Consider the following 11,875-nt stretch of genomic DNA (forward strand, 5'->3'; position numbering starts at 1 on the left):
GCCGCCGTGCCGCCATTCAGGTCGTGACCGCGCTCGGTGCCAGGTGCTTGTGGATCAGCGCGACCACCGCGGCGCCTTCCCCGATGGCACCGCCGACGCGCTTGACCGAACCCGAGCGCACGTCGCCGACCGCGAACACGCCCGGGATGCTGGTTTCCAGCGCGGCAGCGGGGCGGGCCGGAAAGCCGCCGCGCGCGGCCTCGCCGGTGAGCACGAAGCCATGCTTGTCGACCGCGACGCCGCAGCCCTCGAGCCAGTCGGTCTCCGGCACGGCGCCGATGAACAGGAAGATGTTGCGGGCCGGGCACTGGTACTCGGCACCGCTCTGGCGGTCCCGCCAGCTGGCACCGCTGAGTCCCGATTCGGGCTCGCCATGCAGCTGGACCAGCTCCGTGTGGGGGTGAAGCTCGATGTTGGGCGTGGCCGCGATGCGATCGATCAGGTAGCGCGACATGGTCGCCGCGAGCGAGGGACCGCGCACCAGCAGGTTGAGCTTGCTCACATGCTGCGAGAGGAAGACGGCGGCCTGGCCTGCCGAGTTGCCGCCGCCGACAAGGGCGACTTCCTGCCGGGCGCACAGCTTCGCTTCCAGCGCAGAAGCCCAGTACCAGATGCCGCGGCCTTCGAAATCGGCCAGCCGCGGCACCTCCGGCCGGCGGTAGCGGGCGCCGCTGGCGATGACCACCGTCCTCGCGCGAAGCCGCCGGCCGTCGGCGAGGCGGACCGAGATCTCGCCGCGGGTTTCGGCGGCGCTGCAGTCCATGGAGGCTGCCTGCGCGGGGATCAGCATCTCCACGCCGAACTTCTGCGCCTGCACGAAGGCGCGGCCCGCCAGGGCGCCGCCCGAGATGCCCGTCGGGAAGCCGAGGTAGTTCTCGATGCGCGCGCTGGCGCCGGCCTGGCCGCCGAAGGAGCGGCAATCGATGGTCATCACGCGCAGGCCTTCGGAGGCTGCGTAGACGGCGGTTGCGAGGCCTGCCGGACCGGCGCCCACCACCAGCAGGTCGAACAGATCGTCGTGCTCGGCGGAGTCGATCATGCCGAGGCACAGCGCCAGGGCGTTCTGGCTCGGGTTGGAGGCGACCGTGCCGTCCGGGCAGACCACCAGGAGCTCGGCCTCGCCGTACTGCTCGAGGAGGGCCTGGGCATCGACGTCCTACGTGGCGTCGACCACGTGGTAGGGGTGGCCATTGCGCTGCAGGAAGTTCTGCAGCCGCAGCAAGGGAGCCGATTGCGGCGGCCCGATCAGGACCGGGCCGCTGCCGCCGGATTCGATCAGAGCGACGCGGCGCAGGATCATGGCGCGCACCAGCCGTTCCCCGAGGTCGGCCTCCGCGATGATGAGCGCGCGCAGCTGCTCGGGCGGGACCAGCAGGGCTTCGACGTCCTCGTCCGCATGGCCATCGACGAGGGCAGGGCGGCCCGAGAGCTGTGCGATCTCGGCCAGGAACTGGCCGGGCCCCTGGCGCTCGATGGGCACCACGCGGCCCAGCCCGTCGCGTTGCGTGATCGCCACGGTGCCCTTCAGCACCAGGAACATGCCTGGCCCGGGCTCGCCGGCGCGGAAGAGGCAGTCGCCGCGCCCGTAGTGCCGGGGCGTGCCGAAGCGCCGGACGCGCTCGATATCGGCCACGCCCAGGGTGGGGAACATCTGGTGGCGGCGGGTTTCGATGGTTCTGGAGGGGGATTCGGCCGTCATGGACAAGAACTCCTGGGGCGTGTCGCCTGGCATTAGACGCCGAAAGCCCGGGGTCGCGCGACACGTCATGCAACTGCCATCGGAGTGACACGCGTGTTTCATTGCGTGCTCCCAGACTTCGTCGGCAGAAAGGGTTCCCGCATGAAAGAACTGCCCACGCCGACGTTTCCCTTCTCGCAATTGGGATTGCGCGCCGCCCTGTGGCCTGCCCAGGGCCGCACGCCCGCGACGACCGTTCCCGTGCCTGCGGTGCCCGTGACCCTGCCCGAGACGATCGATGCCGGCCGCGGGGGCATCAGCGTGAGCTGGGCGCGCCACCAGGACGACGTCCGTGCCGCGCAGCGCCTGCGCTACGAGGTGTTCGCCGGTGAGATGGGTGCGCGCCTGAACACCACGCTGGAAGGCCATGACGTCGACCTGTTCGACGACTTCTGCGAGCACCTGCTGGTGCGCGACGAGGCCACACTCCAGGTGATCGGCACCTACCGGGTGTTGACGCCGGCCCAGGCCCGCCGCGTGGGCAGCACCTACAGCGATACCGAGTTCGACTTGACGCGCCTGCGCGACCTGCGCGAGCGCATGGTCGAGCTAGGCCGCAGCTGCGTGCATGCCGACCATCGCCAGGGCGGCGTGATCCTCGCGTTGTGGGGTGCGCTCGCGGCCTTCATGAACCGCAACAAGCTCGACACCATGATCGGCTGCGCCAGCATCCCGATGTGGCTCAACGGCGTGACCAGCGGCGACGCAGCCGCCAGCATCTGGCGCCAGCTCTCGGCCACGCACATGGCGCCGATCCAGTACCAGGTGCAGCCGCGGCTGCCGCTGCCGGTGCACCGCCTCGACGGCGACCTGGACATCGAGCCGCCGGCCCTGATCAAGGGCTACCTCCGGCTGGGTGCCAAGGTGCTCGGCCCGCCGGCCTGGGATCCGGACTTCAACACCGCCGATCTGCCCATGCTGATGCGCATCGAAGATCTGCCGGCGCGCTACCGCAAGCATTTCCTGGGCAATTGACAGCCCGGGAAGAGCGTCACACAGTTGTCATGGAAGTGTCACGAAGTCGTTCGACACTGTCACGTTCTCGCATGCGACCATTCCTGTGCCCGTTGTTCCAGACAATTTCGCTTCTTCACCGGCCCTCGACGACAGCCCGCCTGTCGCCGCGGGATCAACGCTGACCCTGCTCGATCGCGACCACAGCATCCTGGCTTTCAACGAGCGCGTGCTCGACTGGGCGTATCGGCCCGAGGTGCCCCTGATCGAGCGGCTGCGCTATCTGTGCATCGTCTCGTCCAATCTCGACGAGTTCTTCGAGGTCCGGATGGCGCCGCACCTGGCCGCCAATACCGCCGGCGACCGGAAGGGCAACTACACCGTCGATTCCTTCGCTCGGCTGTCCGAGGCGGCCCATACGCTGGTCGGCCGGCAGTACGCGCTCTACAACGGCGAGCTGATGCCGACCTTCGCGAAGGAAGGCATCCATGTCATCTCTCATGGCGAGCGCAATGCGGCGCAGCGCAAGTGGCTGAGCGACTATTACGAGCGCGAAGTCCGGCCGCTGCTGATTCCCGTGGGGCTCGATCCGGCCCATCCCTTCCCGCAAGTCGCCAACAAGTCACTCAACTTCATCGTGCGCCTGAGCGGCAAGGATGCCTTCGGCCGCGAGAACCCGATCGCCATCGTCAAGGTGCCGCGGGTGCTGCCGCGCATGATTGCGATGCCGGCCCGGGTGTCCGGCGGCAAGAAGCTGTTCGTCGCGCTCTCGAGCATCGTGCGGGCGCACCTGCAGGGGATGTTCCCAGGGCGCGAGGTGGGCGACTTCTCTCAGTTCCGCGTCACGCGCCATTCCGACCTGGCGGTCGACGAGGAGGACGTCAAGAACCTGCGTACCGCGCTGCGCCAGGGGCTGCAGCACCGCCACTTCGGACAGGCCGTGCGGCTGGAGGTCTCGGCCAGCTGCGCCGAGTCGCTGGCGAGCTTCCTGCTCGCGCAGTTCGACCTGCCGCCGGAGGCGCTCTACCGGGTGCACGGCCCGGTCAACCTGGCGCGGCTCACGCAGCTGATCGACCTGCTGGAGGAGCCGCAGCTTCGCTTCGCGCCCTACCAGGCGTCCTATCCGGTCTCGCTGTCGCCGGGGCAGTCCTTCTTCGAGCGCCTGCAGGCCGGCGATGCGCTGATCCACCAGCCATTCGAGAGCTTCGAGGGCGTGCTCGCCTTCCTGCGCGAGGCGGTGCAGGACCCGCAGGTGCTCGCGATCAAGCAGACCATCTACCGCACCGGCGCCGATTCCGAGCTCATGGAGCTCCTGCGCGAGGCAGTCCGCCGAGGCAAGGAAGTCACGGTGGTGGTGGAGCTCAAGGCGCGCTTCGACGAGGAAGCCAACATCAACTGGGCCGAGATGCTCGAATCGATCGGTGCCCAGGTGGTCTATGGCGTGGTCGGCCTCAAGACCCACGCCAAGATGCTGCTGGTGACGCGGCGCGAGGGCAAGGCGATGCGGCGCTACGGCCACCTCTCCACCGGCAACTACAACCCGCGCACCGCCAGGCTGTACACCGACATCAGCCACCTGACTGCCGACCCGCTGCTGACGGCCGACATGGAGGCGGTGTTCGTACACATGGCCAGCCAGAGCCGGCTGCCGAAGCTCAACCGCATGTGGATGGCCCCTTTCGACCTCCACCGCAACCTGATTGCGCGCATCGACGCGCTGGGGGCCGCGGCCGTGCGGGGCGTGCCCGCGCGCATCGTCGTGAAGATGAATGCGCTGACCGACGAGGCCTTGATCGCCTCCCTGGTCGGCGCCGGCCGCAAGGGCGTGAAGATCGACCTGATCGTGCGCGGCGCCTGCACCCTGCCGGCCCAGGTACCGGGCCTGACCGACAACATCCGCGTCCGCTCGGTCATCGGCCGCTTCCTCGAGCATTCGCGGGTCTTCTATTTCCGGGAGGGCGAGGACGAGGCGCTCTACCTGTCTAGCGCCGACTGGATGAACCGCAACATGCTGCGGCGCATCGAGCTGGCCTGGCCGGTGACCGACCCGGTGCTGCGCCAGCGCCTGATCGATGAATGCCTGGTGGCCTACCTGCACGACGGCCGCGATGCCTGGGACCTCGGCGCCGACGGCAGCTATCGGCGGGTAAACCATGACACGCACCAGGGAGAGGAGGGTGCGCCGCGCGCCGTCCAGGCGCACGGTGCGCAGACCGCGCTCATGGTCCGCTATTCGTCGCGGGGCCGCAGCCGGGCCGCTTCGCGTGTATGAGGCCAGCATGGACCTGATCTTCTGGCGCCATGCCGAGGCCGAGGACTGGACCGAAGGCTGCGATGACATGCAGCGCTCGCTGACGTCGCGTGGCGAGAAGCAGGCCAAGCGCATGGCGGCCTGGCTGGACCGGCAGTTGCCGGAGGGCACACGCGTCGTCTGCAGCCCGGCGCGGCGCTGCGAGCAGACGGTGCTCGCGCTCGGCCGCAAGTACAAGCTGCGCAGCGAGCTCGCGCCCGACACCACGGCTGACGCGCTGCTGGGCGCGGCCGGCTGGCCCAACGGCAAGTCGGTGGTGCTGCTGGTCGGCCACCAGCCCTCGCTGGGTCAGGCGATCTCGCTGCTGCTCGGGCTGAAGCAGGACAGCTGCCCTGTGCGCAAGGGCGCCGTCTGGTGGATCCGGACGCGCGAGCGCGACGGCGACGTTCAGACCGTGGTTGTCACGGTGCAGTCGCCGGAACTGCTGTAGGCAGGCTGCGGAACACGCCGCCCTGCGCCTGCGCTTCAGCAGCCTTCGAGCTGGACCCGCCAGGGGGTCTTCTGCCAGGCCAGCACTTCCTCGCGCAGCAGGTGGGCCGATTGCGGATAGGTCTCCGACCAACCGCTGCGGCATGTCAGGATGAAGAGGCGGCTATCGGCGCGCACCAGCCGCAGCGCCTCCAGGTCGGGATCGCGCCGTGCATGGCCTAGGATCACCGCCAGCCGCAGCGCCAGCAACTGGGGCACGAAAGTCTCGTCGTCCAGCGCGCCCTCGAGCTTGCGCAGCTTGCCCCGGTGGCCCAGCACCAGCTGGCTGAGCCAATGCATCTCGTTGACCGCGAAGCCGGGCGCATCGGCGTGGTCCAGGATGTAGGCGCCGTGCTTGTGGTAGTCGCTGTGCGAGATGTGGGTGCCGATCTCGTGCAGTTGGGCGGCCCAACCGAGCTTGCGCAAGGCGCGCCCCGCGCGGCTGGTGGTGCTGGCGCCGCGCGAGGCCGGCTCCAGCTGCAGGAACAGCGCCGCGGCCGTCTCGCCGACCCGCCGCACCTGGGCGGTGTCGGCGGCGAAGCGGCTGGCCAGGCGCGCGACGGTGGCGGCGCGCAGGTCGGCCACGCTTTCGTCGCGCTCGAGCAGCTCATACAGCACGCCGTGGCGCAGGGCGCCCTGCGCCACCCTCATTTCCTCGATCTCGAGCAGGTCGAAGACGGCGCGCAGTACGCTCACGCCTCCGCCGATCACCGCCTTTCGGTCTTCCCGCATGCCCTCGATGCGCAGGCGGTCGGCGCTGCCGGCCTTGAGCAGGCGCTCGACCAGCCAGTCCAGCCCCTCGCGCGTGATCAGGCCGGGCTCGCCGCCGGCGGCCGCCAGCACGTCGCCGACCGCGCCGATGGTGCCCGACGCCCCGTAGGCCACGTCCCAGCGATCGGGAACGTAGGTGCCGAGCGCTTCATCCAGGACCGCCTTGGCGGCGATCTCCGCGGCCCGGAAGGCGCCCGTGGTGAACTGGCCCTCGGGGAAATGCTTCATCGACCAGGCGACGCTGCCGACCCGATAGGACTCCGTCACCGTCGCTTCCAGGCCCGTGCCCATGATCATCTCGGTCGAGCGGCCGCCGATGTCCACCACCAGCCGGCGCTCCCGGTTCGAGGCGTCGGTATGGGGCAGCAGGTGCGCCACGCCCTGGTAGATGAGGCGGGCTTCCTCGCGGCCGGTGATGACGTCGATGCCGAAGCCCAGGATGGTGCGCGCGCGCAGCAGGAATTCGTCGCGGTTGCGGGCTTCGCGCAGGGTCTGGGTGGCCACGGCGCGGACCTGCGAGCGCTTGAAGCCCGCCAGCCGCTCGCCAAAGCGGGCGAGGGTCTCCCAGCCGCGCTGCATGGCCTCGGGCGTGAGATTGCGGGCTGCGTCCAGGCCGTTGCCCTGGCGGACGGTCTCCTTCAGGTATTCGGCGCGATGGATCTGGCCGTGGTCGACCCGGCCGATCTCGAGCCTGAAGCTGTTCGAGCCGAGGTCGACCGCGGCGAGGCGGGTTCCGTTTTGCATGTTGAGGTGGTGAAGGCCAGGGCCCCGATCGTAGCCCCATGGCCATCCGCTGCTGCGTAGGCTGCGGCCGCACAGCCGGCCACCGAGGCTAGGCGTCATACATGACGTTTCCGTGACAGCGTCATACAATCCGCGACCCACGGAGCCCGATTCTCCCTCTGAAGAACGGTGTCACACCGATGTCACACAAGCTTCCTAGAGTCCCTGCCAGTTCCCCGAAAAGGGGTTCTTCGGCATATCGAAAAGGAAGCTCCATGAAAACGACGTTCAAATTTGCCGCTGCCGGCCTGGTGGCCGCGGCCTTCGCCTGCGCTCCTGCCTTCGCGCAAGATGTCACCGGTGCCGGTGCTACCTTCCCGGCGCCGCTCTATGCGAAGTGGGCGGGCGACTACAACAAGTCGACCGGCGTCAAGATCAACTATCAATCGGTCGGCTCGGGCGCCGGCTTGAAGCAGATCGATTCGAAGACGGTCGACTTCGGCGCGTCGGACATGCCCCTCAAGGATGAAGACCTCCAGGCCAAGGGCCTGATGCAGTTCCCGACGGTCATCGGCGGCGTGGTGCCCGTGGTCAACATCCAGGGCGTCAAGCCCGGCGAACTGAAGCTCAACGGCCAGGTGCTCGGCGACATCTATCTCGGCAAGATCACCAAATGGAACGACCCGGCGATCAAGGCGCTGAACACCTCGCTCAACCTTCCTGACGCCGCGATCTCGCCGGTGCGCCGCGCCGACGGCTCGGGTACGACCTTCATCTTCACGAACTACCTCAGCAAGGTCAACGCCGAATGGAAGGCCAAGGCGGGCGAGGGCACGGCGGTGAACTGGCCGACCGGTGCCGGCGGCAAGGGCAACGAGGGCGTCGCCGCCTTCGTCGGTCGCCTGCCCAACTCGATCGGCTACGTCGAATACGCCTACGTGAAGCAGAACAAGATGGTCTACGCGCAGATGCAGAACGCGGCCGGCAACTTCGTCTCGCCGGATGACGCCGCTTTCAAGGCGGCGGCTGCCAATGCGGACTGGAGCAAGTCGTTCTACCAGATCCTCACGAATCAGTCCGGCAAGGATGCCTGGCCGATCTCGGGCGCGACCTTCATCATGATGCACAAGACACAAGAGAAGCCGGCGCAGGCTGCGGCCGCCCTCAAGTTCTTCGACTGGGCCTACAAGAATGGCGACAAGACTGCCGACGACCTCGACTATGTGCCGATGCCCGATGCCGTGAAGGCCACCATTGCCAAGGCCTGGGGCGAAGTCAAGGATGCGTCGGGCAAGCCCGTCGCGTACAAGTAAGCGAGCCGGCGCGTCATGAGCACCCCGCTCGAGCACGCGCCGCTTTCGGAGCGACCTGTGTCATCCAGTTTCCCCGCTGCCGCAAACCCCCTCGACATGCCTGCCGGGGGGCCACGCACAACCACCAGCCCGCCTCCTGGCCGCAAGCCGCGCACCGGCGCCACCGTCGACCTGCTGTTCGGCCTGGCCGCGAAGGGGGCGGCGCTGCTGACGCTGGCCATGCTGATCGGCATCCTGCTGTCGCTGCTGGTGGGGGCGTGGCCGGCCATCTCGAAGTTCGGCCTCGGCTTTCTCACCAGCAGCGTCTGGGATCCGGTGCAGAACGAGTACGGCGGGCTGGTGATGATCTACGGCACGATCGCGACGTCGATCATCGCCCTCGTCATCGCGGTGCCCGTCAGCTTCGGCATCGCGCTGTTCCTGACCGAGATGTCGCCGGCATGGCTGAAGCGGCCGCTCGGCACCGCGATCGAACTGCTGGCAGCGGTGCCCTCGATCGTCTACGGCATGTGGGGTCTGCTGGTGTTCGGCCCGATCCTGTCCACCTACGTGCAGCAGCCGCTGCAGAAGCTTCTCGCGGGGGTGCCTTACCTCGGCGCGCTGGTGTCCGGCCCGCCGGTGGGCATCGGCATCCTCTCCGCCGGGATCATCCTCGCGATCATGATCATTCCGTTCATCGCGTCAGTGATGCGCGATGTGTTCGAGGTCACGCCGCCGTTGCTCAAGGAGTCGGCCTACGGTCTCGGCGCCACGACCTGGGAGGTCGTGTCCAAAGTCGTGCTGCCTTACACCAAGGCCGGCGTCATCGGCGGCATCATGCTCGGGCTGGGTCGCGCGCTGGGTGAAACGATGGCGGTGACCTTCGTGATCGGCAACACGAACCAGCTCAACTCGCTCTCGGTCTTCGAGGCGGCAAACAGCATCACGTCGGTGCTGGCCAACGAGTTCGCCGAGGCGGCCGAAGGCCTGCATCAGGCCTCGCTGATGTACCTGGGGCTGGTGCTGTTCTTCATCACCTTCGTCGTGCTGGCGCTGTCGAAGGTACTGCTGCAGCAACTCAGGAAGAGCGAAGGAAAGAAGTCATGAGTACGGCCGAACGCCTGCTGAGCGCCAAGGCGCTGGACGAAACGCGCGCGGCGAAGTTCGCCAGTCGCAAGCGCATCAACGTGATCGCACTTGCGCTGTCGCTTTCAGCGATGGCTTTCGGCCTCTTCTGGCTGTTCTGGATCCTGTGGGAAACGCTGCGCCTGGGCGTCGGCGGTCTGGCGCTGGCAACCTTTACGGAAATGACGCCGCCGCCGAACGAGGTGGGCGGCATTGCCAATGCGATCTTCGGCTCTCTCGTGATGGTGCTGCTGGCAACCTTCGTGGGAACTCCGATCGGCATCATGGCGGGCATCTACCTTGCCGAGTACAACCCCAGAGGCTGGCTGTCGAACATCATCCGCTTCGTCAACGACATTCTGCTGTCAGCGCCGTCGATCGTGATCGGCCTGTTCGTGTATGCCGTGGTGGTGGCCTATTTCAAGTCCTTCTCGGGCCTGGCCGGTGCATTGGCGCTGGCGCTGATCGTGATTCCCGTCGTGATCCGTACCACCGAGAACATGCTGCAGCTGATTCCGGCCGGCCTGCGCGAAGCGGCCTATGCGCTGGGCACGCCCAAATGGAAGGTCATTCTGAGCATCACGTTGCGCGCAGCGCGCGCCGGCGTGGTCACGGGCGTCCTGCTGGCCGTGGCGCGCATCGCGGGCGAAACGGCGCCGCTCCTGTTCACTGCGCTCAGCAATCAGTTCTGGACCTCCGATCTCACCCGGCCGATGGCGAGCCTGCCGGTGACCATCTTCAAGTTCGCAATGAGCCCCTACGAGAACTGGCAGAAGCTGGCGTGGGCCGGTGTGTTCCTCATCACCGTCGCGGTGCTCGGCCTCAACATCCTCGCTCGCGTCGTGACGCGCAACAAACTCTGAACACCATGCCATCCACAATCGCTGCACAGCCGTCCCGCGCGAAGATCTCGGTCAAGGACCTGAACTTCTACTACGGCAAGTTCCACGCGCTCAAGGGCATCAATCTCGAGATCCCCGAGCACAAGGTCACCGCCTTCATCGGCCCGTCGGGCTGCGGCAAGTCGACGCTGCTGCGCACCTTCAACCGCATGTTCGAGCTCTATCCGGAGCAGCGCGCCGAGGGCGTGATCGCGCTGGACGGCGAGGACCTGCTGACTTCCAAGCAGGACGTGGCGCTGATCCGCGCCAAGGTCGGCATGGTGTTCCAGAAGCCCACGCCATTCCCGATGTCGATCTACGACAACATCGCCTTCGGCGTGAAGCTGTTCGAGAACCTGAGCGCCTCCGAGATGGACGACCGCGTCGAGTGGGCGCTCAAGAAGGCCGCGCTCTGGACCGAAGTGCGCGACAAGCTGCAGCAAAGCGGCTCGGGCCTGTCCGGCGGCCAGCAGCAGCGACTTTGCATCGCCCGCGGCATCGCGATCAAGCCCGAGGTGCTGCTGCTCGACGAGCCCTGCTCGGCGCTGGACCCGATCTCCACGGCGAAGATCGAGGAACTAATCGCCGAACTGAAGAACGAGTACACAGTGGTCATCGTGACCCACAACATGCAGCAGGCGGCGCGCTGCAGCGACTACACCGCCTACATGTACCTGGGCGACCTGATCGAGTTCGGCGCTACCGAGGAGCTGTTCTTCAAGCCCAAGCGCAAAGAGACCGAGGATTACATCACCGGCCGTTTCGGCTGAAAGGAGCGTCATGACCGAGAAACACCTCTCCAGCCAGTTCGACAGCGAGCTGAACACGGTCTCGTCGCGCGTCATGGAACTCGGCGGAATGGTCGAGTCCCAGATCAACCAGGCCGTGTATGCGTTGGCACAGTTCGACACGGAGTCGGCCAACCGGGTGATCGAGACCGAGATGCGCGTCAATGCGATGGAGATCGAGATCGACCGCGAGCTTTCCTCGATCATCGCGCGGCGCCAGCCGACGGCGCGCGACCTGCGCCTCCTGATCGCGATCTCGAAGACCACCGCCAACCTGGAGCGCGTGGGCGACGAGGCCAACAAGATCGCGCGCATGGTCAAGTCGATCATCGAGAGCGGGGCGGCGCGTGCGCTGCCCTCCACCGAGTTGCGTGTCGCGGCCGACCTGGCCTCGGGCCTGCTGCGCAAGGCGCTCGACGCCTTCGCACGCCTGGATACCGCCGCCGCGCTGTCGATCCTCAAGGACGACGACCTGATCGACCAGGAGTTCGACGGCTTCGTGCGCAAGCTGGTCACCTACATGATGGAGGACCCGCGCACCATCTCCGCCAGCCTCGACCTGCTGTTCCTGGCAAAGGCCATCGAGCGCATCGGCGATCATGCGAAGAACATTGCCGAGTTCATCATCTACATCGTCAAGGGCGCCGACGTGCGGCACACTTCGATGCAAGAGATCGAGTCGGCACTTCAATAGGCTTTATTTCCATCAATGAAGAAACCCCGCGTCCTGATCGTCGAAGACGAGTCCTCGATCGCCGAGCTGATTGCCGTCAACCTGCGCCACAACGGCTTCGAGCCGATCTGGGCGGAAGATGGCGCGGCGG

Annotated in this window: 9 protein-coding genes and 2 pseudogenes; 9 read left to right on the top strand and 2 right to left on the bottom strand. The window is 67.1% G+C overall.

From position 1 onward, the window contains the following. Nucleotides 1-16 precede the first annotated feature (16 nt). Nucleotides 17-1,699: pseudogene (locus APY03_RS38830) on the bottom strand (FAD-dependent oxidoreductase). Nucleotides 1,700-1,840: 141 nt separating this feature from the next. On the opposite strand from APY03_RS38830, the gene APY03_RS38835 reads away from it, so the two are divergent. The 3 genes from APY03_RS38835 to APY03_RS38845 are packed head-to-tail and all read left to right on the top strand — an operon-like array spanning nucleotide 1,841 to nucleotide 5,433. Next, a complete protein-coding gene (locus tag APY03_RS38835) occupies nucleotides 1,841-2,713 on the top strand; it encodes a GNAT family N-acetyltransferase (RefSeq protein ID WP_068686029.1) in 873 nt (290 codons plus the stop codon). Beyond that, a complete protein-coding gene (gene ppk1 / locus APY03_RS38840; RefSeq protein ID WP_083944927.1) occupies nucleotides 2,709-4,964 on the top strand; it encodes a polyphosphate kinase 1 in 2,256 nt (751 codons plus the stop codon). The genes APY03_RS38835 and ppk1 overlap by 5 nt, the downstream gene beginning before the upstream one ends. A gap of 7 nt (nucleotides 4,965-4,971) precedes the next feature. Continuing rightward, on the top strand, nucleotides 4,972-5,433 hold the full coding sequence (locus APY03_RS38845) for a SixA phosphatase family protein (protein WP_068686034.1): 462 nt from the start codon (nucleotides 4,972-4,974) through the stop codon (nucleotides 5,431-5,433). 35 nt (nucleotides 5,434-5,468) lie between these two features. Here the strand turns inward: APY03_RS38845 and APY03_RS38850 are convergent, their stop codons facing one another. Next, the gene (locus APY03_RS38850) at nucleotides 5,469-6,986 is read right to left on the bottom strand and encodes a Ppx/GppA phosphatase family protein (RefSeq protein ID WP_068686036.1); all 1,518 of its coding nucleotides are present in this window, start codon (nucleotides 6,984-6,986) and stop codon (nucleotides 5,469-5,471) included. Between the two features lie 254 nt (nucleotides 6,987-7,240). On the opposite strand from APY03_RS38850, the gene pstS reads away from it, so the two are divergent. The 6 genes and pseudogenes from pstS to APY03_RS45235 all read left to right on the top strand — a co-directional run. Further along, complete coding sequence (pstS, locus tag APY03_RS38855) at nucleotides 7,241-8,278, top strand: phosphate ABC transporter substrate-binding protein PstS (protein WP_068686038.1); 1,038 nt, start codon at nucleotides 7,241-7,243, stop codon at nucleotides 8,276-8,278. 15 nt (nucleotides 8,279-8,293) lie between these two features. Continuing rightward, entirely contained in the window at nucleotides 8,294-9,364 is a 1,071-nt protein-coding gene (gene pstC, locus APY03_RS38860) for a phosphate ABC transporter permease subunit PstC (protein WP_083944929.1), read from the top strand. Next, nucleotides 9,361-10,245 (top strand): phosphate ABC transporter permease PstA, encoded by an 885-nt coding sequence (pstA, locus tag APY03_RS38865; RefSeq protein WP_083944931.1) that lies wholly within the window; start codon nucleotides 9,361-9,363, stop codon nucleotides 10,243-10,245. The genes pstC and pstA overlap by 4 nt, the downstream gene beginning before the upstream one ends. A 5-nt stretch (nucleotides 10,246-10,250) precedes the next feature. Beyond that, a complete protein-coding gene (gene pstB / locus APY03_RS38870; RefSeq protein WP_068686042.1) occupies nucleotides 10,251-11,033 on the top strand; it encodes a phosphate ABC transporter ATP-binding protein PstB in 783 nt (260 codons plus the stop codon). A gap of 10 nt (nucleotides 11,034-11,043) precedes the next feature. Beyond that, nucleotides 11,044-11,745 carry a phosphate signaling complex protein PhoU gene (gene phoU / locus APY03_RS38875; protein ID WP_068686044.1) on the top strand — a complete coding sequence of 234 codons (702 nt, stop codon included), beginning with the start codon at nucleotides 11,044-11,046 and terminating at the stop codon, nucleotides 11,743-11,745. Between the two features lie 15 nt (nucleotides 11,746-11,760). Then, nucleotides 11,761-11,875 (top strand): annotated as a pseudogene (locus APY03_RS45235) (DNA-binding response regulator); the annotation flags it as partial.

The sequence above is a fragment of the Variovorax sp. WDL1 genome (assembly GCF_001541225.1).
Lineage (GTDB): Bacteria > Pseudomonadota > Gammaproteobacteria > Burkholderiales > Burkholderiaceae_C > Variovorax.